We start from the raw sequence: 22,930 nt of genomic DNA on the forward strand, positions 1-22,930 counted from the left end.
GTCATAGCGCATCGAAAGCAACGCACGTCGTGCGGCGTTCACATAATCGACAGTCTTGATGCCCGTCGGTTTGCCGAAATCAGTTTGCCGGCGCCGGATTGGCCGGCGGGGTTGCGGGCGCATTGTCGGCAGGTGGCGCGTCGCTGTCATCGGGTGCCGGAGCGGTGGCGTCGTCGCCGGCGGCAGGTGCTTCCGCTGCAGGCGCGTCGGGGGCCAGAGGCGTCTCGACAGCCGGCTGATTCGGGTTGAGCTTGTTGAGGATGGCGTTTTCCGGATCCTCGGGCAGCAGGCTTTCCACCTTGGCGCCGATCGATTCGAGCAGCGGCCGCGATTTGGCGTTGGCAATCCAGCCTGGAGCCTTGGCGCCGGCCAACCAATTGAAAAACAGCAGCGCGACAGCGACGACCAGGATGCCGCGCGCCGCGCCATAGAGGAAGCCAAGTGTGCGATCGAGCGCACCGATTCTGGAATCGATGATCCAGTCGGCGAGCTTCATGGTGATGACGGAAACGACGATCAGCGCGACAATGAAGACGATACCGGCGGCCGCCGCCATGGCGGCCTTTTCGTTGTCGACATAGGGCTGAATGTAAGGCAGCACCGGCTTGTAGAAGAAGAAGGCCGCCGCCGCCGCAGCTGCCCAGGAGATGATCGACAGGATTTCGCGTGAAAAGCCGCGAACCATGGCCAGCATCGCCGAGACCAGGGTGAAGCCGACGAGAATTCCGTCAAGCAGCGTAATCGGCATGTTTTTCGCCCCACTCCGATCTCTTTTTCACGACTCGACGAGCCGCATCACTCTTGCTCGTCGGCGCGGCTGCGCTGTGAGCCGGCTATGCGCGCCACGAGATCGGCAAGCTCGGTGGGCTGGAAAGCACCGGCTCCTATTCCCCCGACCCCGATACCACCAACAACGTCCTCGCTGCCCAAGGGCAGAACCGCGCTTCCGAAACCCAGCTTTTCGGCTTCCTTGAGGCGCTGCTGCGCATGCGCAACCGGCCTCACCGCACCCGAAAGGCTGATTTCGCCGAAATAGACGCAATCGGCGGGAAGGGCAAGACCGGTGAGCGAGGAAACCAGTGCCGCCGCCACCGCCAGGTCGGCCGCCGGCTCCGAAATGCGGTAGCCGCCGGCAACGTTGAGATAGACGTCGTGCGTGCCGAAGCGGACGCCGCAATGGGCTTCCAGAACCGCCAGGATCATCGACAGCCGGGCACCGTCCCAGCCGACGACGGCGCGGCGCGGTGTGCCGAGCGACGATGGCGCTACGAGCGCCTGGATCTCGACCAGCACCGGCCGTGTGCCTTCCATGCCGGCGAAAACCGCCGCACCCGGCGACTTCGCGTGGCGTTCACCGAGGAAAAGCTCGGAGGGGTTGGCGACTTCTCTCAAGCCCTTGTCCGACATTTCGAAGACGCCGATCTCGTCGGTTGGCCCGAATCGATTCTTGACCGTGCGCAGGATGCGGTAGTGGTGGCCGCCTTCGCCTTCGAAATAGAGCACCGCGTCGACCATGTGCTCGACAACGCGTGGGCCGGCGATCTGGCCCTCCTTGGTGACGTGGCCGACCAGAACGATCGCCGCCCCTGTGGACTTTGCGTAGCGGATCATCGCTTGTGCGGCGGCGCGCACCTGGGTCACCGTGCCGGGCGCCGAATCGGCCATGTCGGTCCACAGCGTCTGGATCGAATCGAGAATGACCAAATCCGGCCGCTTGCCATCGGCGATGGTGGCGAGGATGTCCTCGACATTGGTCTCGGCGGCGAGCTCGACCGGGGTGTCGGCGACGCCGAGCCGCTGGGCGCGCAGCCTGATCTGAGCGACGGCTTCTTCACCCGAGACATAGACGATGCGGTGGCCCTTTGCTGCTAGTGCGGCTGCGGCCTGGGTGAGCAGCGTTGACTTGCCGATGCCGGGATCGCCACCGACCAGCAGCGCCGAGCCGCGCACGAAGCCGCCGCCGGTGGCGCGGTCGAGCTCGCCGATGCCGGAGACGATGCGCGGCGCGTCCTCGATATCGCCGGACAGGCTGGTCAGCACCACCGCGCGGCCCTTGCGGGCGTTGCGCATGTTGGCCGGGCCCGAGCCGATGCCGCCTGCCGTGCCTTCTTCGACCAGCGTGTTCCACTCGCCGCAGGCATCGCATTTGCCGGCCCAGCGCTGATGCACGGAGCCGCAATTCTGGCAGATGAACTGGACGCGGGATTTGGCCATCAGTTTATCGATTCCAAGAGATATTTGGGACGATCCCAGTAGACCGGCAGGGCCTCTTCGATTGTATCGAAATGAATGCGGCGCTGTCCGTTTCTCTGAGCCCAATTGTCATATGCCGACCAACACGCATAGATGAATAAATTGACCACGAAGTCGTTCTCTCGCCTGACTTCATCGTGCAACGTCGCCAGCAATCTCATAAGGGCAGTCGAGAGGCGACGATCATTGAGACGATGCATCAAAAGGAATGCGCACCCGATCGCTGCCAGAGAGGTGTCGTGCCGAGATTTGTCCAACGAAAGAGCCAAAAAGCCCAGCAGATCGTTGATGTCAGCGGTCGCTCCCAATTTCCAAACTCGATAAAGACCAGTCACTGCCGCGCTTCGAGAATAGTCGACAACATCCTTGGCAAGGAATTTCCTCACCAATGCAACATTCTCAGACGTCGGTTCGCTCGAGTAGCAAAACACCAATATCGCTGCGTTGGTTTCCAGGCGATAAGCCGACCCTGCGGACTTCAAATAGTCGGTGAGTTGAGAGCGTTCTTCCTCGGAGATTTCGTACGCTTCAAATTTTATCCTCTGATAGATATCGCTAAAATCCAATCGGATGCTCCGCGACCAAACCTACTCAAACCTGTCCGGTATATGATGCTCCTCGGCGAGGTCGGAGAAGCGGGTGAACTCGCCCTGGAAGGCGAGGCTGACCGAACCGGTCGGTCCATGGCGCTGCTTGGCGACGATGACTTCGGCCTTGCCGCGCATCTCGTTCATCTCGTGTTCCCACTTGATGTATTCGTCAGTGCCTGGCTTCGGCTCGCGGTTCTTCAGATAGTATTCCTCGCGGTAGACGAACAGCACCACGTCGGCGTCCTGCTCGATGGAGCCCGATTCGCGCAGATCCGAAAGCTGCGGGCGCTTGTCGTCGCGGCTTTCGACCTGGCGCGACAGCTGCGACAGCGCGATGATCGGCACCGCCAGCTCCTTGGCCAAGGCCTTGAGCCCGGTGGTGATCTCGGTGATTTCCTGAACGCGATTTTGCGATGATTTCGCGCTCGATCCCTGCATCAGCTGGATATAGTCGATGACGATGACGTCGAGGCCACGCTGGCGCTTCAGGCGACGCGCGCGGGCGGACAGCTGAGCGATGGAAATGCCGCCGGTCTGGTCGATGAACAGCGGGATTTTCTGCATGGTCTGCGAGCAGGCGACGAGCTTTTCGAAATCCATCTCGCTGATCTCGCCGCGCCGGATTTTCGACGACGGGATTTCGGTCTGTTCGGAAATGATGCGGGTGGCAAGCTGTTCGGATGACATTTCGAGCGAAAAGAAGCCGACGACGCCGCCATTGGCCGCCTTGAATGAGCCGTCGGCCTGCTGCGCCGGGACATAGGCCTCCGCGATATTGAAGGCGATGTTGGTGGCGAGCGAGGTTTTGCCCATGCCGGGGCGCCCCGCGATGATGATCAGGTCGGACGACTGCAGGCCGCCCATGCGGCGATCGAGGTCGCGCAAGCCGGTGGCGACGCCCGACAAATGCCCGTCGCGCATATAGGCGGCGTTGGCCATGTCGACGGCGGTCTTGACAGCGTCGGTGAAGCTCTCGAAGCCGCCGTCGTAGCGGCCGGTCTCGGCAAGCTCGAACAGGCGCCGCTCGGCATCCTCGATCTGGTCGGAGGGCGACATGTCGACCGGCGCGTCATAGGCGATGTTGACCATATCCTCGCCGACGGTGATCAGGGCGCGCCGCGTGGCGAGATCGTAGATGGCGCGGCCATAATCGGTGGCGTTGACGACGGTGACGGCTTCGACCGCCAGCCGCACCACATATTGCGCCACGGTCATGTCGCCGACCTTCTCGTCTGCCGGCAGGAAGGTCTTCAACGTGATCGGCGTCGCGATCTTGCCCATGCGGATGAGCTCGGCCGCGACCTCGAAGATTTTTCTGTGCAGCGGCTCGTAGAAATGGCCGGACTTCAGGAAGTCGGAGACGCGGTAGAAGGCATCGTTGTTGACCAGTATGGCGCCGAGCAGCGCCTGCTCGGCCTCGATGTTGTTTGGCGCCTCGCGATAGAGCGGTGTTTCCGCGACGCCGAATTTTCGTGCTGCCTCTGCCATGATGTCCCCGGTCCTGATCCCGGTCTCTCGATATCAGAACGAGACAAGTCGGTGATGACTTATCTGCATCAGTCTCCAACCAACCAGCTTTGATGCCCGCGATTCACAGCCAAGATCTTTCGGTGGAAAGAATCTCGATTGACTCGAATCAAGATAGCGAGCCTAGCCGTTCTTGAGTGAGAACAAAACAGGAAAATAGATGCCAGTCATTCCGGCAATGCATCACCCCAGTTCAGTCGTCGCGCGACCTTGAACGTGTCGCCGTCGCGCTTGGTGAACAGTCTTTCGGCAGCATGACCATCCTGTTGGCAAAGCTTCAGCAAGACCTTGCCGGAGCCCGATTTCGGCAGTGCGATCACCCGCGCCCGGGACGGAGCGGCCGGATGGCGGGAGGCGGCGACAAAGATGAATTTCTCGTCCTCCCACGGCACCTCGGCATCCTTGGCCAGCCGGTGCAGGCGCGAGCGGGCGACGCGACGGGCGAAATGGCACCAGTCGGGAGCGACAAGTGGGCAGGGCGCCTCATGCGGGCAGGGCGCCAGCACGTGCGCACCCGCCTCGATCAGCTGCCGGCGTACGGCAAGGATGCGCTGCCAGCCGGCCGGCGTGCCTGGCTCTACGACCAGCAGCGTGTCGGCGGTCAGCTGCCAGAGCTTGTCGACAAGTTTTGCCAGCGATGCCGGCGCGATCTCGTCCAGCACATAGGCTGAGGTCACCAGATCGGCCGGCTCCAGGTCGGCCAGGTCGATGGTGACGTCGCCGGTCCGCCAGGCGGTCCTGGCAGTGACCGCCTCGGCGGCAAGCGCCTCGCCGACGCGTCGCACCGCGGCACCGGCCTCGAGCAGCACCGCCTGTTCGAGATCGGGCCAGAGATCGATTGTGGCCCAAAGCACCGTACCAGGGCCGGCGCCGACATCGAGCAGGGTTTTGGGGAAAAAATCCGGACGTGCCTCGCTGACCGCATCGAGGCTGGCGCGGATGGCGGCATAGGTCGCCGGCAGCCGCGTTGCCAGATAGGCCTTCACGGCTATCTCCTCGGCCATGTGCAGGCGGCCGTCGCGCAACTCGGCGCGGTAGCGGTCCGACAGCGTCCTGGCCGCTTGCTTAAGTATCGGCAACGGCACTCTTTCGAGAAGGCGGTCGACGCCTTGTCTAAGTGGGACGGGCAGTTCCATCGCTTACGCAGCCCGAGGTGCGAGCACGATGACCGAGGCGCCAATGATGCAGATCGCGGCACCGGCAAGGTCCCAGCGGTCTGGGCGCACGCCCTCCGCCAGCCACAGCCAGACCAGCGAGGCGGCAATGTAGATGCCGCCATAGGCGGCATAGGCACGGCCGGCCGCACTGGCGTCGACCAGCGCCAGCAGCCACGCAAATAGCACCAGCGAGACGAGACCGGGCGCCAACCACAGCGGCGACTTGTCCAGCCGCCACCACGCCCAGAACGAAAAGCAGCCGGCGATCTCGGCAAGTGCGGCGGCGCCGTAGAGGAGGCAGGTCATGAAAAAAGGTCCCGCGTTGACGAGACCTTTTCAGCGTGCCAGCCGGCAATGGCAAGCGGCAATGGTGCAATCGCCGGCAGTCTACTCCGGATCCGCCACCTTGCGGCGGCGCGTGGGCTTGGGCGTAGGAGCCTTTTCACGACGTCCAAGATCGCGCATCTCCAGCGCCTTCTCGCAACTGGCCATGTAGTCGCGCGTCATCGGCAGCGTGTCGTTCTTCTTGGCGATCTGAATCTGGAAGATCACCAGATCCTGCCAGCGGAAAGCGGCTTCCGAGGCGGCAAGATAGAACTCCCACATGCGGCAGAAGCGCTCGTCATAAATCGCCTTGGCCTTGTCGCGGTTGGCGGCGAAGCGCTCGCCCCAATGCTTTAGCGTCTCCGCATAATGCAGCCGCAGGACCTCGATATCGGTGACGACGAGCCCCGATTTCTCGATGGCCGGCATCACTTCGGAGAGCGACGGGATGTAGCCGCCGGGGAAGATGTACTTGCGGATGAAGGCGCTGGTTGCCCACGGCACGCCGGAGCGGCCGATCGTGTGCAGCAGCATGACGCCGTCCGGCTTCAGCAGCGTCGCCGACTTGTCGAAGAAGGTGCGGAAATGATTGACGCCGACATGCTCGAACATGCCGACCGAGACGATGCGGTCGAAACGCTCATTGAGCTCGCGATAGTCCTTGAGGTCGAAATGCACCCGGTTTTGCAGGCCTTGCGCATGGGCGCGGTCGGTGGCGACGCCATGCTGCTCGGTCGACAGCGTTACGCCCTGCACGTCGACGTCGAACGCCTTGGCGAGATAGAGGCCAAGCCCGCCCCAGCCAGAGCCGATGTCGAGCACCGTCTGGCCCGCCTTCAGCCTGAGCTTAGCGGCGATATGGCGCTTCTTGGCTGCTTGTGCCTCGTCCAGCGTCATATCCGGCTGCTCGAAATAGGCGCAGGAATATTGCATGTCCTCATCGAGGAAGAGGCGGTAGAGGTCGCCCGACAGATCGTAGTGGCGCTGCACGTTGCGGCGCGCCCGCGACGCCGTATTGATCTGCTGCAAGCGCCGGAAGGCGTGGCGCAGACCCTCGATCGCCTTCGACCAGGTGGCATCGATACCGCCGCTGCCCATATTCTGGAACGCAATGCGCATCACCCCCAGCACGCCGCCCTCGATAATGTCGAGTTCACCGTCCATGTAGGCTTCCGGCACCGCCAGCATCGGGTCGAAAGTGATGGCGCGCTCGGCATGCCTTGTCTTGATATGCATGTGCACCGGCTCGCCGCTGCCGTCACCGAAAGTTACCATCGAGCCTTGCGGCCCTGTCACCTTGAGATTGCCTGTGCGGACCAGGCGGTCGAGAACGCGCTTCAGCAGAATATTCATGACCAATTGTCCCCTCTCGGCCAGACACGCTGTCTTATTCTGCATCAAGATATAGGGGTTCGAAAAGTTCCATTTGGCATAAAAATGCCCGGGTGCGAGGCCCGGGCATTGGTCCAGATAGGTATTAGCCGGCAAATGCCGGCGAACGACGATCAGCTGTTGTCTTCGCCGCCTTCGAACTCCGCATTCGGGTCGAAGAAATTTTCCGGCCGCGCATTGTCGTTGATGTCCTCGCCGTAGATGGCTTCGGCGGTGGTCAGTGTTTCGCCCTTGGCTTGGCGCTCGGCTTCGTCGGCCGTGCGGGCAATGTTGAGGGTGATGGTGACCTCGACTTCCGGGTGCAGCGCGATCGCCACATTGGTGACGCCGATGGTCTTGATCGGCTGGTTGAGAAGGATCTGGTTGCGGTTCACCGAAAAACCTTCCGCCGTCAACAGCTCGGCGATGTCGCGCGTCGACACCGAACCATAGAGCTGACCGGTTTCGCCGGCCGAGCGCACGGCGATGAAGCTCTTGCCGTCGAGCTTTTCAGCAATCTGCGCGGCCTCGGACTTGCGCTCCAGGTTGCGGGCTTCGAGCTGAGCCCGCTGTCCCTCGAACTTCTTCTTGTTACCTTCGTTGGCGCGTAGCGCCTTGCCCTGCGGCAGCAGGAAATTGCGGGCGAACCCGTCCTTGACCTTGACGGTGTCGCCCATCTGGCCGAGCCGGGAAACGCGTTCGAGAAGAATGACTTCCATGGTTTTGTTCCTTCGCTTGGGCGCCTATCCTCAGGATCGGCGCCGAATTGTCTGGAACAGGTCAGGAAGCTGGGGCGTCGCCGCCTGTGTCGCTGTCCTGCCTGTCGCGGCAGTTAGGATCTCTTGACGAAATCCAACCCGGGATTTGGTGTTCGATCCGGCTACGCCCGTCGTGGCCGGTGAAAAAAGAGCGGGCGGCGAACCGCCCGCGTGGATTTTAGCGGACCACGTAGGGCAGCAGGCCGAGGAAGCGGGCGCGCTTGATCGCCTTGGCGAGTTCGCGCTGCTTCTTCTGGCTGACGGCGGTGATGCGCGAAGGCACGATCTTGCCGCGCTCGGAAATGTAGCGCTGCAGAAGCCGTACGTCCTTGTAGTCGATCTTCGGCGCATTGGCGCCGGAGAACGGGCAGGTCTTGCGGCGGCGGTGGAAGGGGCGCCGGGTGGGGATCTGATTGATGTCGACCATTATTCTGCGGCTCCTTCAAAGCCTTCGCGCGGACGGCGCGGGCCACGATCGGCACCGCCATCGCCGAAGCTGCGCGGCGGACGATCACCACGGTCACCGCGATCGCGGTCGCCGAATGAGCGCGGACCGCGATCGCCACGGTCGCCGAAGCCGCCGCGTTCCGAGCGCTCTTCGCGCTTCTGCATCATTGCCGACGGACCTTCCTCATGCGCTTCGACCTTGATGGTCAGGAAACGCAGCACGTCCTCGGACAAGCCCATCTGGCGCTCCATCTCGTTGAGCGCGGCCGGCGGGCAGGTAATGTCCATGAGTGTGTAGTATGCCTTCCGGTTCTTGTTGACCCGGTAGGTGAGGGACTTCAGTCCCCAGTTCTCGACCCGGCCGACGGACCCGCCATTCGCGGTGATGACGCCCTTGTACTGTTCGACAAGCGCATCGACCTGCTGCTGCGAGAGGTCCTGCCGGGCAAGAAACACATGTTCGTATAGAGCCATAGTGTTCGTGCCTTTCTTCGTTTCTCTCCCGGTTCCCGGCGGCAAAAGCCTCTGCAACTTCTCTGACCCGCAATTCTTGCGAAGGCGGGGAAGAAAGGAGCATGACGAGACGGTCGAGAGCGGAGACACGGGAGGCGGAAGCGCTTCCGGCTTCACGCGAAGGTTTCGAAAAACCTCCGGCCCTCCGTTCAGCCCCCAGCAAGGACCGGCAGATTGCGGGCGTCTATACAGGAATTTGGCCGCAAGGCAAGGACAAACGGCTCGACTAGCGCCCTACTTCCCCGCGCGCAATGGGCCTCGATGGCAAGGTTTTGCGGATTTTCTGAAACCGGACCTTAACCACCGTGCGAAGTTCCCGTGCCGGCGGGCGTGGTGTCAACCCGTCGTTCATCATGCGAATGCAAAACGAGCCGGTTCGCGCGAGGCCGGCAGCAAGGCGGTTTTTGGGGGTAAAATGCTTTTCGACAATTTCTGCCGTTCGAAGAGCGGCAACTTTGCCCTGATGCTTGCGTTCGGGCTGCCTGCGGTTCTGACGGCCGTCGCCTTTGCCGTGGATGTGTCCACCTTGATGAGGGCCAAGGTCAGCTTGCAGAACGCGCTCGACGCCGCGAACCTTGCATCTTCGCATCTCGGCGACATCGACGCCACGCGCAAGGACGTCTTCGATCGCTATTTCCAGACCAATGTCGCCGGCCACAGCGAGTTGAGGAACGCCGAAGCAACCCTCACTGTCGAAAGGGGCCTTAACTTCATCCAGACAAGGGCTGTCGCCACCGCGGATGCCAATTTGAACTTCGCGTTCCTGTTCGGCAACGACAAGCGCATCACCGTCGATGCCGGCGCGGTCGAATCGACCAATCAGCTCGAAGTGGTGCTGGTGCTCGACAATACCGGGTCGATGGCCAGCAACGATCGCATCGGCGCATTGCGAACGGCGGCGACGGCCTTGATCGATATGCTCGAAGCGGCGAAGTCGCCGACGCGCAGTGTGCGTGTCGCGGTGGTGCCGTTCGTCACCGCGGTCAACGTCAAGGGCGAGGACTACGATCCGGCCTGGATCGACATGGCCGGCAAATCGCCGAACAACGGCGCCAATTTCCCATTGGTCGGCGGCAAGCGCGTCAACCACATGGACTTGTTCAAGCAATTGGCTGTCGAATGGCGGGGTTGCGTCGAACGCGGCCCGGAGCCAATAATGGTTCCGACATTTCGCCCGACCAAAACAAACCGGACACCCTGTTCGTACCGTATTTCGCGCCGGACGATCCAGGGAACGCCAAAAGCCCGAACAGTTCCTACGGCAATTCGGCGACCGGCTACAACAATTCCTATCTCGACGACACCGTCGCCACCCTGCTTCCCGGTCTCACAAGCGACATGGCGAAGTACAGTGTTTCAACGATGAAGCTGATCAACGACAAGAAAGGCCCACTGACGATCGGCCCAAACCGAGCCTGTCCGACGCCGATAGTGCCGTTGACCGACGATTTCGACAAATTGCGCAGCGCCGTCGGCGAGATGATCGAATGGAACGGTTCGGGCACCAATGTTTCCGAAGGGCTGTCCTGGGGGATGCGGGTACTCTCGCCGGAACCGCCTTACAGTGACGGCGCGCCTTTCAGGACGTCGGGCACGACCAAAACTGTGCTGCTGCTGACCGACGGCGAAAATGTTGTCTATGGCGCGAAGGATACGCCACAGAAGTCGGACTATGGTTCCTACGGGTTCCTGGCCTCGGGTCGGTTCGGATCCAGCGACCAGACCGCGGCCGCGCGCAATGTCGACGACTGGACAACTAATGTGTGCAACACGTTAGAGAAGCAGGACGTGCAGATCTTCACAGTGCTGCTGCAGGCCGACACCGCAGCCAACCGCAAGCTCTACGAGGCCTGCGCATCGTCGCCGTCGAATTATTACCCGACCAACGACGTCAGTCAGCTTGAAAGCGTCTTCCTGAAGATCGGAAGCTCGATTTCGCAACTGCACTTGACGAACTGAACGACGTCAGCCGCTCTACGGCCGTTCCGCCGCCGCTGCTCAACTCGTATGCGCAGCCACTTTGCCCGTGGTCTCGGGGAAGAAATCGGGCGCCGCATGGCGCTTGCCGAACATCATGTCGTATTGCAGCAGACGGAAGTCGCGGATTGCCGGGTCGATCTCTTTCTGACGCGACCAATCGGGGGTGGCGTCGCCCCCCGGTGCCAACAGCAAATTGCGGTCGATGACGCGGTAGCGCTCCCGCAACTGGCCGAGGAAGCCAGTGTAATAGGGATGGCTGATGCCGGCCGTCTTCAGGATATGGTAGGGCAGGAAGGCCGGGCTGACGGCGCCCAGATCCTCGGCCGGCCCGCTGCGGTTCGACCAGACGATCAGCGGCGTCTGGTGGTGCAGCAGCATCTGGTCGGCCGCCTCCTTGCGCGGCGCGACATTGTCCTTCAGGAAACCGGTCTCGACGTAGACCGGCCCAAGCGGCGGCAGATGGTCGCCGAAGAAGGCGATGACCGTCGGCCGCTCGCGTGTCTTCGCCCATTCGATCAGCCGCTCAAGGCCGCGGTCCGCATCGGAAGAGCCTTCGGCGTAGCTCAACAGCGATTCACGCGCCCATTGGCTGATCGGCGCCTGCACCTTGTGGGTCGGATTGTTATAGCGATACGGCTCATACGGTCCGTGGTTCTGCAGGCTGACGGCGAAAAAGAAGACCGGCTCGGCACTGGTATCGGCCTCGTGGATGATCTCGTCGGTCATCGCGGCGTCCGACGCGAGCGGTCCGCGTTTTTGCATGGGCGGCAGCGTCTCCTCGGACTTGAAGTCGTTGAAGCCGAAATCGGCATAGACGGCTCCCCGGTTCCAGAACCAGTTGGTGCCGGGATGGATGGCGCGTGTCCGGTAGCCCTGGCTTTTCAGGAAGGTGGCGAGCGAGGGGGTCGGTGTCCGCACATATTGCTGGTAGGGAATGCTGCCCGCCGGCAGGAAGGCGTTGGAAAAGCCGGTCAGGGCCTCGAACTCGATGTTGGCCGTCATGCCGCCGAATTCGGGCGAGAACATATAGCCCGAGCGCAGTGCCCGCACATTGGGGATCGGATCGGGCGTGATGGTGACGCCGGGCAGCTTGGTCGGATCCCAGAACGATTCGCTCATGACGACGATGATGTCGGGCTTCTCGGCAGGTATCGAGGCCGTCACCTGCGGTTTGCCGATCGCCGCGATCGCCTTGCCGGAATAGCCGGGCGGCGCCGAGACATGGGCCATCGGGACGTTCAGCGCGAAGGCGAGCGCAAAACCGTTCGAGGCATAGTTTTCCTTCTGGTCCCACATGATCGGGATGATCTGCAGCCGGTCGCGCGTCCACGAGAAAGTGGCATAGTCCATGATGGAGACGAAGAAGGCGATCAGCGGCACCGTCAGCGTCAGCCGGGCAAGGCGGCCCTTGTGGCTGAGCGACGGAACGCGGCGGCGCCATAGCCGCCAGCAATAGACGAGCAGCGACAGCCCGCCGACGATGCCGATCGCCAGGGCAATGGCGGTTCCCGGGCGATCGCGCACCAGGAGCGGCATCAGTGCCACGATCTGCCGGGAATAGAGGAAATCGGTCGGATAGAGCGGATCGCCGAGATAGAGCGACTTCTGGTGGCCGACGAACGCCAGCGACAACGTCAGCGGCGCGACGATCATCAGGCTCTGATGGCTGCGGCCAAGCACGGCGTCGAGGCCGATGAGGATCAGCGCAAAAATAATGATTGTGGTCCAGCCGGGTTTGAAGGGCTGCAGAAAGAAGTCGATGGTGCCGGCAAAGTTGCCGCGCACGATCAGTTCGATGGCGAACACCAGGATGGCCGCGGCCAGCAAGCTGATAAGGCCATAGCGGATGACAGGCCATTTGCGCGCCGGCAGATAGCCGGTGGATGGATCGCCTTCGAGAAACTGTGGCGCGGCCTCGGCTGCGCTGTTCTTGGTCTTTGCCACTTCAATAGTTCCCCGGCCCGCAACAAAAGCGTCACTCGACTGTCATCGAACTGTCACGCAAAGCTAGCGCCTGTGGCGGAAATAAGAAGAGCCAGCAAACAAATCGTGAGCGGTTTTCATCATGAGTGATCGCCAAAAAGCCTGCCGAAACAGGCACTCGGCCGACGTTGCGCGGTCGAGGTTGGACTTGACTTGGCCGCACGCCTTGCGTCACAGGCAACCAGAACCAGCAGCTGGGAGCCGCCGATGGCCATCGCATTCACCTTTCCGGGGCAGGGCAGCCAGGCTGTCGGCATGGGCAAGGACCTCGCCGACGCCTTTGTGGAATCGCTGCGGATCTTCGAGGAAGTCGACGATGCGCTCGGCGAAAATCTATCGAAGCTGATCTGGGAAGGTCCGGAAGAGACGCTGACGCTGACCGCCAACGCCCAGCCGGCGCTGATGGCGGTGTCGCTTGCCGCAATTCGGGCGCTGGAGGCGCGCGGCTTCTCACTGGAAGATAAGGTCACCTATGTCGCCGGCCATTCGCTTGGCGAATATTCGGCACTTGCAGCCGCCGGTTTCGTTTCGGTCGCCGACGCCGCCCGGCTGTTGCGCATCCGCGGCAATGCCATGCAGGCGGCGGTACCGGCCGGAGAGGGCGCCATGGCGGCGATTATCGGGCTGGAACAGGCTGACGTCGAGGCGGCTTGCGCCGAGGCCGCCCACGGCGCGGCCAAAGATCCGGCGCACGCCTTGGTTTGCCAGATCGCCAATGACAATGGCGGCGGCCAGCTGGTGATCTCAGGCGCCAGGCCGGCGGTCGAACTGGCGGCGAAGCTATGCACGGAGAAGGGCGCAAAGCGGGCGCTGATGCTGCAGGTCTCGGCGCCCTTCCATTCGGCACTGATGAAGCCGGCGGCCGAGATCATGCGGGAGGCGCTGGCGGGAGTGCAGAAGAATGCGCCGGTCGTGCCGCTGGTCTCCAATGTTACGGTGATCCCGACGAGCGATCCGGACGAGATCGCCCGCCGCCTCGTCGAACAGGTGGTCGGGCGCGTGCGCTGGCGCGAAACGGTGGAGTGGTTCGGCGCGAATGGCGTTGCGACACTATATGAAGTGGGCGCCGGCAAGGTTCTGTCGGGGCTGGCGCGGCGCATCAACCGCGATATTGCCACCAGTGCCATCGGATCCGCGGCGGATGTCGAGGCGGCGCTGGCGGCACTTGCATAATCAACTGGCGATTTGACCCCGCTCCATGCGAAGGGTGTTCGCTCAGATCAGGAGACAAGAATGTTCGAATTGACCGGCCGCAAGGCGCTCGTCACCGGCGCATCGGGAGGCATCGGCGAGGCGATCGCCCGCGTGCTGCATGGCCAGGGCGCCATCGTCGGCCTGCACGGCACACGCATCGAGAAACTGGAGGCGCTGGCCGCCGAACTGGGCGACCGGGTCAAGCTGTTCCCGGCCAATCTTTCCAATCGCGACGAGGTCAAGGCGCTCGGCCAGAAGGCGGAGGCCGACCTCGAAGGCGTCGACATCCTCGTCAACAATGCCGGCATCACCAAGGACGGGTTGTTCGTACGCATGGCTGATGCCGACTGGGATAGCGTGCTCGAGGTCAACCTGACCGCCGTGTTCCGGCTGACCCGCGAGCTTACCCATCCGATGATGCGGCGCCGACATGGCCGCATCATCAACATCACTTCAGTGGTCGGCGTCACCGGCAATCCCGGCCAGACCAATTACTGCGCCTCCAAAGCCGGTATGATCGGCTTTTCCAAATCGCTGGCGCAGGAGATCGCCACCCGCAATATCACCGTCAACTGCGTCGCCCCGGGCTTCATCGAATCGGCGATGACCGACAAGCTCAACGACAAGCAGAAAGAGGCGATCATGGCGGTGATCCCGACCCGGCGCATGGGCACGGGCGCTGAAGTCGCCTCTGCCGTCGCCTACCTCGCTTCCAATGAGGCAGCCTACGTCACCGGCCAGACCATTCATGTCAATGGCGGCATGGCGATGATCTAACACTTGGGAAAACGCTTCATTCCGTCTTGGATGCACGGCATTTTTCGTGTAATGCCGCCCGCAACCCGGCGGTTCGGGCAAAAACCGGTCCTGTTCCGCTGCGTTTCCGGCAGGACCATCTTTCAGCTTGATTAGCGGCATTCTGCCCGCTAACGAAGACAGACAACCAAAAGACGAGGATGCCCAAATGAGTGACACCGGAGAGCGCGTCAAGAAGATCGTCATCGAGCACCTTGGCGTCGATGCCGACAAGGTGACGGAGCAGGCGAGCTTCATCGATGATCTGGGCGCGGACAGCCTCGACACGGTCGAACTTGTCATGGCGTTCGAAGAAGAGTTCGGCGTCGAAATCCCGGACGACGCTGCCGAGACCATCCTAACTGTTGGCGATGCGGTGAAATACATCGACAAGGCCTCGGCCTGACGCTATTTGCAGTCATCACCGGGGAGGACCTGCGATGAGGCGTGTCGTCGTCACGGGCCTTGGGCTGCTTTCACCGTTCGGCATGGGCTTCGAGCACAGCTGGAAGGAGCTTCTGACCGGCCGCAGCGCAGCCAAGCGCATCACCGAATTCGAGGTGGAAGACCTTGCCTGCAAGGTCGCCCACGTCATTCCGCGCGGTGACGGCTCCAATGCCACTTTCAATCCTGAAGCCGTTCTCGAGCCGAAGGAACTGCGCAAGATCGGCGACTTCATCCTGTATGGGATCGCGGCCGCCGACGAGGCACTCAAGGATTCCGGCTGGCAGCCAAAGACGCATGAGGAACAGTGCGCCACCGGCGTGCTGATCGGTTCGGGCATCGGCGGCATCGAAGGCATCGCCGAGAATGCGATGATCCTCAAGGAACGCGGTCCGCGCCGCATCAGCCCGTTCTTCATCCCCGGCCAGATCATCAATCTCGTCTCCGGTCAGGTCTCGATCCGGCATGGGCTGAAAGGCCCCAACCATGCCGTCGTCACCGCTTGCTCGACCGGTGCGCACGCCATCGGCGATGCCGCCCGGCTGATCATCTGGGGCGATGCCGACGTGATGGTCGCGGGCGGCGCCGAAGCGCCGGTGACGAGACTCTCGATCGCCGGTTTCGCCGCTTGCCGCGCGCTCTCCACCGACCGCAACGATGCGCCGCAAACCGCCTCGCGCCCCTATGATCGCGATCGCGACGGCTTCGTCATGGGCGAGGGCGCCGGCGTGGTCGTGCTCGAGGAGCTCGAACACGCCAAGGCCCGCGGCGCCAAGATCTATGCCGAGGTCACCGGCTACGGCCTGACCGGTGACGCCTATCACATCACCGCGCCTGCCGAGGACGGCGACGGCGCTTTCCGTTGCATGACGGCGGCGCTGAACCGGGCGAAGCTGACGCCTGCCGATGTCGACTACATCAATGCGCACGGCACCTCGACCATGGCCGATACGATCGAACTCGGCGCCGTCGAGCGGCTGGTCGGCAACGCCGCCTCGAAGATATCGATGTCGTCGACCAAATCGTCGATTGGCCACCTGCTGGGCGCGGCGGGTGCTGCCGAGGCGATCTTTTCGATCCTCGCCATTCGCGACAACATCGCGCCGCCGACCATCAATCTCGACAATCCGGAGCGCGAAACGGCGATTGACCTGGTGCCGCACAAGCCGCGAGCCCGGCAGATCGACGTGGCGCTGTCCAACTCCTTCGGCTTCGGTGGCACCAACGCCTCGCTCGTCTTCCAGCGCTACAATGGCTGACCGCTCCGCCGGTTTCCGTCTGCCGTCAATTTTGCCATATTCGCCCCTACTCTGCCCGAGGGGATTCGTCGCAAGATCAAATGGTAGGGCGCTATGAATACAAATCCGGCCGATAACGGGGAATTCGGGCAACGGGCAGCAACGCCCGGCCCGATCGTGCCGAAGACGGCCAGCGAGGCGTTGCGGCCCGAGGCCGGCACGCCGCCGCCGAAACGCTCGCGTGCCTCGCGCAGCCAGTTCGTCGTGTTCATGAACTTCGTCATCTCTTCGGTGATTCTGATGGTTCTGGCGGCAGGCGTGGCGCTGTATTTCGGCAAGCAGGAATTCAACGAGCCCGGCCCGTCGGCCAATGGCGACACTTTCCTGGTCAAGCCGAATAGCGGCGTCCAGGAGATCGCCGACCAGCTTGAGCGGCGAGGGCTGATCAGCGACGCCCGCATTTTCCGCCTTGGCGTACGCGCCTTCGGTAATGATTCCGCCCTGAAGGCCGGCGAATACGAGATCAAGCCGCAGGCCTCGATGCACGATATCATGGAACTCCTGAAGAGCGGCAAGTCGGTGATGTATTCGCTGACTATCCCCGAGGGGCTGACGGTCGAGCAGGCACTGCAACGGATCGCCGAGCAGGACGCGCTGACCGGGGATATGCCGTCGACCACTCCACCTGAGGGCAGCCTCGCCACCGACACGCTGCGCTTCACCCGCGGCGCAACACGCCAGCAGATGGTCGACAAGCTTCTGGCCGACCAGAAGAAGCTGGTCGACGACGTCTGGCAGCGCCGAGCGCCGGATCTGCCGATCGCCAACATTGAGGATTTCGTCACACTGGCCTCGATCGTCGAGAAGGAGACAGGCAAGGGCGATGAACGCTCGCGGGTGGCCGCCGTCTTCCTCAACCGGCTGGCCAAGGGCATGCGGCTGCAGTCGGACCCGACCATCATCTACGGCCTGTTCGGCGGCAAGGGCAAACCCATCGACCGCCCGATCTATCAGTCGGACATCCAGAAGCCGACGCCCTACAACACCTATCTGATCAACGGCTTGCCGCCGACGCCGATCGCTAATCCAGGTCGTGCGGCGCTGGAGGCAGTCGCCAATCCGTCGAAGACCAGCGATCTTTACTTCGTCGCCGACGGCAGCGGCGGCCATGTCTTTGCCGCGACGCTCGATGAGCATAACGAGAATGTCGCTCGCTACCGGGCTCTGCTGAAAAAGCAGGCGCAGGACGCCGCCAAGGCCGGGGCAAGCAAGACCGGAGCCGACGCGCCGGCGGGAGCCATCGTTGACGATGCGGGCGCCACCGCCGCCCAGTAGGGGCGGACGGCATCAGGTCGGCCCTGTGCATGTCCGAGTGGATGTGCAAGGGCTGCTATGGCATTGAAATTCACATGATCCTTTCCGGAGAAATCGTTCCGGCTTGAGGGGCATTCGCCAAGGGGAAGCACGGCAGCATGAACTTGCAGAGCATGACCGGTTTTGCGCGTAGTGTCGCCGAACACGACGGCACTTCGATTGCCTGGGAAGCCAAGTCCGTCAACGGCAAGAGCGTCGAGGTCAGGCTGCGGCTGCCGCAAGGTTTCGACCGGCTGGAGCCGCCCGTCAGGCAGACGGTGCAAAAGCGTTTTGCGCGCGGCAATTTCCAGATGACGCTGACCATTGGTCGCGCCGCCGGCGCGCAAGCGCAACCCGTGGTCAACGAGGCTTTCCTGAAGGATCTGGCGGGGTTGGCCAAACGGCTGCAGGAGCAGTTCGGAGTAGCACCTGCGGCGGCCGACGGGCTGCTTGCGCTGCGCGGCGTGCTCGACATTCCCGAAACCATCGAAACCGAAGAGGCGCGCAGTGCGCTCGACACCGCGATACTGTCGGCGCTGGAAGCAGCATTGGACGGGCTGCAGCAGGCGCGCCAGGGCGAAGGTGCCGCACTTCGTTCCCTGCTGTCCGGCCATATCGATGCTATCGAGGCGCTGACGCTGCGGGCCGAGGCCGATCCATCACGCGAGCCAGCCACGATTCGCGAAAGGCTCGCCGAGCAGATCCGGCTGTTGATGGACGCGTCCGCCAATCTGGACGCCGGCCGGCTGCATATGGAAGCGGCGTTCCTGGCCACCAAGGCCGACATACGCGAGGAGATCGACCGGCTGAAGACACATGTGGCGTCAGGCCGGGCGCTGCTCGCCGGCGGCGGCGCCATCGGCCGCAAGCTCGATTTCCTGGCGCAGGAATTCAACCGCGAATCGAATACGCTGTGTTCCAAGTCGAATGCTGCCGCGGTCACCGCCATCGGGTTGGAACTGAAGGCGGTCGTCGACCAGTTTCGCGAACAGGTCCAGAATCTGGAATGATCCCGATGCCAAGCCACATGACTGCCAAGCCCCATGACTGCCAAGCCCCATGACTGCTAGGGATTTGGGTTCCCGCATTCGGCGCCGCGGGCTGATGCTGGTCTTGTCGTCGCCGTCAGGCGCCGGCAAGTCGACGATCGCGCGCAACCTGCTGGAGAGCGATTCCAGCCTGGAACTCTCGGTCTCGGTCACCACGCGGCCACGCCGCGGCAGCGAGATCGAGGGCGTCCATTACCACTTCCGCACCATGCGCGAGTTCGAGCGGCTGCGCGATTCCGATGCGCTGCTCGAATGGGCGGAGGTGCACGGCAATTGCTACGCGACGCCGCGCGAGCCGGCCGAACAGGCGCTGGCCGAAGGCCGCGACATGCTGTTCGACATCGACTGGCAGGGCGCTCAGCAGCTCAAGGAGAAGATGCGCGCCGACATCGTCTCGATCTTTATCCTGCCGCCGTCGATGAAGGAATTGAAGGCGCGGCTGAAGCGTCGCGCCGAGGACCAGGAAGCGGTGATCGAGACGCGGCTCAAGAACGCCCGCAACGAGATCGAGCACTGGAAGGAATATGATTTCGTCATCGTCAACGACGATCTCGACCGGGCTTTCGCCGAGGTGCGCGGCATCGTCACCGCCGAACGGCTCAGACGAGATCGCCGGCCCGGCCTGTTCGATTTCGTCTCCGGGCTGCTCGACGAGAAGACGGATTGATCAAGGCGCTATCCCCTCGACCAGGATCAGATTGCGGCTGAGCGCGGCATCGCGCAGTTCCAATGCAGCGACGTATTCGGCCGAGCGATACCAGCGCCGCGCCGTGTCCATGTCGGGGAATTCGACGATGATCAGCGGCCCGGGAGACCAGTCGCCTTCCAACATTTCCACCTTGCCACCGCGTACCAGATAGCGCCCGCCATGCTGGGCGATGGAGGCAGCCGCGCGGGTGCGATAGGCTTCGATCGCCTCTGCGTCGCGGATCGTGACGTCGGAAATGACATAGGCGGCCATTGTTTGTCTCCGGGCAGGTTTGTCCGGCTATCTATGCCGTGAGAGCGGAAATTCCACGCAGACGCGTCCCGGCATCACACCGCGTTGGTCAGCCGCACGAACTCTTCGACGCTCAGCGTCTCGGCGCGCCTGGTCGGATCGATGCCGGCACGGGCAAGCAGCGCCTCACCGCCGAGGCTTTTCACGCTCTGCCGCAGCATTTTCCGGCGCTGGCCAAACGCCGCTTCGGTGACGCGGCTGAGCCGTTTCACCTCTGCCGGCAAGGGGCTGGCACGCGGCACCAGATGCACCACCGAGGACGTCACCTTGGGTGGCGGCGTGAACGCCTGCGGCGGCACGTCGAAGGCAATCCTCGCCTCCGTCCGCCAGCCTGCCAGCACGCCGAGTCGGCCATAGGCATCGCTGCCGGGGCTGGCTGCAATGCGTTCGGCGACCTCGCGCTGGAGCATCAGCGTCATCGATGTGTAGAAGGGCGGCCACTCGGCAACAGTCAGCCAGCGGATCAGCAATTCGGTGCCGATATTGTAAGGCAGGTTGGCGACGATTTTCGCCGGCCCGCCGCTTTCCCCTTTAGCAAGCGCTGCAAAATCGGTTTTCAGCGCATCGCCGGCCACGATCTCGAGCCGGCCCGGATAGTGGTTCGAGATCTCGGCCAGGGCCGCCAGGCAGCGCTCGTCGCGTTCGATGGCGACGACCCGCCGGGCGCCGTTGAGGAGCAGTGCCCGGGTCAGCCCGCCAGGGCCGGGACCGACCTCGATGACCGTAACATTGCTCAGGTCGCCGGCGGTTCGCGCAATCTTGCTTGTGAGGTTAAGGTCGAGCAGAAAATTCTGGCCGAGCGCTTTTTTCGCCTGCAGCCCATGGCGCTCGATCACCTCGCGTAGCGGCGGCAGCCCGTCTATGCTCATTGGGCTGGGCTCATTGGGCTGGGCTCATCGGGTTAGGGCCATCGGATTGGGCTCATTGGATTGGGCTCAGGGGCCTACGGCCCTTGTCCCGGTATCGGCAAGCAGGCGAGCGAGCTTCAGCGCCGCAATCAGGCTGTCGGCGCGGGCGATGCCCTTGCCAGCGATGTCGAAGGCGGTGCCGTGGTCGGGCGAGGTGCGGATGAAGGGCAGGCCGAGCGTGACGTTGACCGCCTCGTCAAACGCCAGCGCCTTGGCCGGGATCAGCGCCTGGTCGTGATACATGCAGAGCGCCACGTCGTAGCCGGCGCGGGCGCGAGCATGAAACAGCGTGTCGGCCGGCAATGGCCCGAAGGCGTCGATCCCTTCCTGCCTCAGCCTGTCGATCGCCGGGCGTACGATGCGCTCGTCTTCGGTGCCCATGGCGCCGCCTTCGCCGGCATGCGGGTTGAGGCCGGCAACGGCAAGCCGCGGCTTGGTAATTCCGAAGCGGCTGGCAAGGTCGGCGGCGGTGATGCGGCCGGTGGCGACGATAAGGTCCGTCGTCAGCGCCTTCGGCACTGCGGCCAGCGCGATGTGGATGGTGACCGGCACGGTGCGCAGGTCCGGTCCGGCAAGCAGCATCACCGGCATCACCTCGGTGCCGGTATGAAGCGATGCCAGATGCGCCAGATATTCGGTGTGGCCGGGAAAGCGAAAGCCGGCATCGTAGAGCGGCTTCTTGGCAATAGGGCAGGTGACAACCGCGGCAGCGCGGCCGGCCAGGCAGTCGGCAACGGCGCGGTCGATCGCCTCGACGATGCCGGCGGCGTTGGCGGGATCCGGGCGGCCGGGACTGTCGATGAAACGGGCAGCAAGCGCCACCACCGGCAGCGCGCGCGAAAACATCCCCGGCGCTTGCGCCGGCGTTGTCTCGGCCATCGCAATATCGGCGCCGAGCCTGTGCGCCCGCGCGGCGATCAGTGCCGGGTCGGCAAGAAGATAAAAAGACGGAACGCCAGCGCTATCGCGCGCCTGCCAAGCGGCGATGGCGATGTCCGGCCCCACACCGGACGGATCGCCGACGCTCAACGCCAGCGGAAGCTCTGCGTCAGGCACGGCTATCGCGACTTCAGCGCTCGATGATGCGGGCTTTCTTCCGCAACTCCTCGACATATTTCTTCGAGATCTCGTCGGCGTTCTTGTCGCTCGAACCTTCACTCTGGAACACCATCTGCGCGGCTTTGTCGTCTGACACTTCGCGCGACGAGCAGATGCCGATGAATTCGACGCCGCGGTCGGTTTCGCGCGTGGTGGTGGCGCCGCCGACCTTTGTAGCCTTTATCTGCTCGGCCCAGTCCGCCGGCAATTGCGGCGCCAGCACCCGGCCGAGATCGCGAACGGTGACATCCATCAGGCCCTTGGCGAATTCGCGCGTGGTGTTGCAGCCGTTGAAGCGGGCGCGCATGGCATCGGCTTCGCGTTTGCGCTTGGACAGCGTCGCGCTTCGCTCGGCGGCCGGCACCACGAAGATGACCTGCTGCAGCATGTACTCGGTGGCGCTCGGTTTGCTACCGCCATGCTCGAGCATGCGCTTGACGAGGTCCTGCTCGCTCATGGCGCCGCCGCCGTCGCCGGAACGGTAACGCGCGGTCAGCGCCTGGTTCCAGGCCATCTGCGCCCGGATAAACTCCTTGAAATGCTCCTTGGAGACGCCGGATTGCGCCATGGCGCCGTCAAGCTGCTTGAGCTGCATCTTGTTGCTCGTGGCGAAACGCTGATAAGCGGCATCGACCTGCGCGTCGCTGATGCGGATGCCGAGCCGCCGGGCTTCGGCTATGCGCAGCGTCTGGTCGATCATTTCCTGGCCGGCATCGCCCTTTCTGTGCTGCAGGCGCAGGAAAGCGGCCCGATGCTGGATGTCGCCGGTGGTGATCGGTATATTGTTGACGACGTATTTGATCTCGGTGGCGAAAACCGGCCGCGTCACTGCGGTGATCGAGACCGCCACCAGCAGCGCGAACCCTGCCGAAAAGAGGTATTTCCTCATCGAAAGCATCCCAATTCCATCCCGATTCGGCCCAACCTATCCCAGTTCAGGCCGCCGAA

Annotated in this window: 24 protein-coding genes; 9 read left to right on the forward strand and 15 right to left on the reverse strand. The window is 63.1% G+C overall.

Going from position 1 to position 22,930, the window contains the following annotated elements; all coding sequences use genetic code 11:
- Positions 1-79: 79 nt before the first annotated feature.
- From NKI85_RS23610 to rpsF, 10 genes are all read right to left on the reverse strand, one after another.
- A complete protein-coding gene (locus tag NKI85_RS23610) occupies positions 80-748 on the reverse strand; it encodes a CvpA family protein (RefSeq protein ID WP_352527856.1) in 669 nt (222 codons plus the stop codon).
- Between the two features lie 47 nt (positions 749-795).
- A complete protein-coding gene (radA, locus tag NKI85_RS23615) occupies positions 796-2,214 on the reverse strand; it encodes a DNA repair protein RadA (RefSeq protein ID WP_352527854.1) in 1,419 nt (472 codons plus the stop codon).
- A complete protein-coding gene (locus NKI85_RS23620; RefSeq protein ID WP_352527852.1) occupies positions 2,214-2,819 on the reverse strand; it encodes a hypothetical protein in 606 nt (201 codons plus the stop codon). The genes radA and NKI85_RS23620 overlap by 1 nt, the downstream gene beginning before the upstream one ends.
- A 21-nt stretch (positions 2,820-2,840) precedes the next feature.
- Positions 2,841-4,331, reverse strand: coding sequence for a replicative DNA helicase (locus NKI85_RS23625; protein WP_352527850.1), 1,491 nt, complete (start codon positions 4,329-4,331; stop codon positions 2,841-2,843).
- Positions 4,332-4,537: 206 nt separating this feature from the next.
- Entirely contained in the window at positions 4,538-5,506 is a 969-nt protein-coding gene (locus tag NKI85_RS23630; RefSeq protein ID WP_352527848.1) for a small ribosomal subunit Rsm22 family protein, read from the reverse strand.
- 3 nt (positions 5,507-5,509) lie between these two features.
- Positions 5,510-5,833, reverse strand: a complete 324-nt coding sequence (locus NKI85_RS23635; protein WP_352527846.1) for a YnfA family protein — start codon at positions 5,831-5,833, stop codon at positions 5,510-5,512.
- Positions 5,834-5,914: 81 nt separating this feature from the next.
- Complete coding sequence (locus NKI85_RS23640) at positions 5,915-7,204, reverse strand: cyclopropane fatty acid synthase (RefSeq protein ID WP_352527844.1); 1,290 nt, start codon at positions 7,202-7,204, stop codon at positions 5,915-5,917.
- A gap of 152 nt (positions 7,205-7,356) precedes the next feature.
- Positions 7,357-7,941, reverse strand: coding sequence for a 50S ribosomal protein L9 (gene rplI, locus NKI85_RS23645; protein WP_352527842.1), 585 nt, complete (start codon positions 7,939-7,941; stop codon positions 7,357-7,359).
- A gap of 217 nt (positions 7,942-8,158) precedes the next feature.
- Complete coding sequence (rpsR, locus tag NKI85_RS23650; RefSeq protein WP_006203718.1) at positions 8,159-8,407, reverse strand: 30S ribosomal protein S18; 249 nt, start codon at positions 8,405-8,407, stop codon at positions 8,159-8,161.
- Positions 8,407-8,901 carry a 30S ribosomal protein S6 gene (gene rpsF / locus NKI85_RS23655; protein ID WP_352527840.1) on the reverse strand — a complete coding sequence of 165 codons (495 nt, stop codon included), beginning with the start codon at positions 8,899-8,901 and terminating at the stop codon, positions 8,407-8,409. The genes rpsR and rpsF overlap by 1 nt, the downstream gene beginning before the upstream one ends.
- Before the next feature lie 454 nt (positions 8,902-9,355).
- Between rpsF and NKI85_RS23660 the strand changes: the two genes are divergently transcribed.
- Positions 9,356-10,306 carry a pilus assembly protein TadG-related protein gene (locus NKI85_RS23660; protein WP_352778201.1) on the forward strand — a complete coding sequence of 317 codons (951 nt, stop codon included), beginning with the start codon at positions 9,356-9,358 and terminating at the stop codon, positions 10,304-10,306.
- A 71-nt stretch (positions 10,307-10,377) separates the two neighbouring features.
- On the forward strand, positions 10,378-10,899 hold the full coding sequence (locus NKI85_RS23665; protein WP_352778204.1) for a vWA domain-containing protein: 522 nt from the start codon (positions 10,378-10,380) through the stop codon (positions 10,897-10,899).
- A 39-nt stretch (positions 10,900-10,938) separates the two neighbouring features.
- Here NKI85_RS23665 and NKI85_RS23670 read toward each other — a convergent pair whose 3' ends face one another.
- Entirely contained in the window at positions 10,939-12,864 is a 1,926-nt protein-coding gene (locus NKI85_RS23670) for an LTA synthase family protein (protein ID WP_352527836.1), read from the reverse strand.
- 246 nt (positions 12,865-13,110) lie between these two features.
- Between NKI85_RS23670 and fabD the strand changes: the two genes are divergently transcribed.
- From fabD to gmk, 7 genes are all read left to right on the forward strand, one after another.
- On the forward strand, positions 13,111-14,076 hold the full coding sequence (gene fabD, locus NKI85_RS23675) for an ACP S-malonyltransferase (protein ID WP_352527835.1): 966 nt from the start codon (positions 13,111-13,113) through the stop codon (positions 14,074-14,076).
- Between the two features lie 60 nt (positions 14,077-14,136).
- Positions 14,137-14,874, forward strand: coding sequence for a 3-oxoacyl-[acyl-carrier-protein] reductase (fabG, locus tag NKI85_RS23680; protein ID WP_352527832.1), 738 nt, complete (start codon positions 14,137-14,139; stop codon positions 14,872-14,874).
- Between the two features lie 187 nt (positions 14,875-15,061).
- Complete coding sequence (locus tag NKI85_RS23685; RefSeq protein ID WP_352527829.1) at positions 15,062-15,298, forward strand: acyl carrier protein; 237 nt, start codon at positions 15,062-15,064, stop codon at positions 15,296-15,298.
- A gap of 34 nt (positions 15,299-15,332) precedes the next feature.
- Positions 15,333-16,595, forward strand: a complete 1,263-nt coding sequence (fabF, locus tag NKI85_RS23690; RefSeq protein WP_352494871.1) for a beta-ketoacyl-ACP synthase II — start codon at positions 15,333-15,335, stop codon at positions 16,593-16,595.
- A 93-nt stretch (positions 16,596-16,688) separates the two neighbouring features.
- Positions 16,689-17,909, forward strand: a complete 1,221-nt coding sequence (gene mltG / locus NKI85_RS23695) for an endolytic transglycosylase MltG (RefSeq protein ID WP_352527827.1) — start codon at positions 16,689-16,691, stop codon at positions 17,907-17,909.
- A gap of 137 nt (positions 17,910-18,046) precedes the next feature.
- The gene (locus NKI85_RS23700; RefSeq protein ID WP_352778209.1) at positions 18,047-18,937 is read left to right on the forward strand and encodes a YicC/YloC family endoribonuclease; all 891 of its coding nucleotides are present in this window, start codon (positions 18,047-18,049) and stop codon (positions 18,935-18,937) included.
- A 49-nt stretch (positions 18,938-18,986) separates the two neighbouring features.
- Entirely contained in the window at positions 18,987-19,643 is a 657-nt protein-coding gene (gene gmk / locus NKI85_RS23705) for a guanylate kinase (protein WP_254820312.1), read from the forward strand.
- On the opposite strand, the gene NKI85_RS23710 is transcribed toward gmk, so the two are convergent.
- The 4 genes from NKI85_RS23710 to NKI85_RS23725 form a co-directional block, all read right to left on the reverse strand.
- A complete protein-coding gene (locus NKI85_RS23710; RefSeq protein ID WP_352527824.1) occupies positions 19,644-19,937 on the reverse strand; it encodes a DUF1330 domain-containing protein in 294 nt (97 codons plus the stop codon). It lies immediately after the preceding gene.
- Positions 19,938-20,011: 74 nt separating this feature from the next.
- A complete protein-coding gene (rsmA, locus tag NKI85_RS23715; RefSeq protein WP_352527822.1) occupies positions 20,012-20,845 on the reverse strand; it encodes a 16S rRNA (adenine(1518)-N(6)/adenine(1519)-N(6))-dimethyltransferase RsmA in 834 nt (277 codons plus the stop codon).
- A 66-nt stretch (positions 20,846-20,911) separates the two neighbouring features.
- Positions 20,912-21,940 (reverse strand): 4-hydroxythreonine-4-phosphate dehydrogenase PdxA, encoded by a 1,029-nt coding sequence (gene pdxA / locus NKI85_RS23720; RefSeq protein WP_352527820.1) that lies wholly within the window; start codon positions 21,938-21,940, stop codon positions 20,912-20,914.
- Between the two features lie 13 nt (positions 21,941-21,953).
- Positions 21,954-22,880 carry a SurA N-terminal domain-containing protein gene (locus NKI85_RS23725; RefSeq protein ID WP_352527818.1) on the reverse strand — a complete coding sequence of 309 codons (927 nt, stop codon included), beginning with the start codon at positions 22,878-22,880 and terminating at the stop codon, positions 21,954-21,956.
- Positions 22,881-22,930 lie beyond the last annotated feature (50 nt).

It is taken from the genome of Mesorhizobium sp. M0571 (assembly GCF_040320985.1).
Taxonomy (GTDB): domain Bacteria; phylum Pseudomonadota; class Alphaproteobacteria; order Rhizobiales; family Rhizobiaceae; genus Mesorhizobium.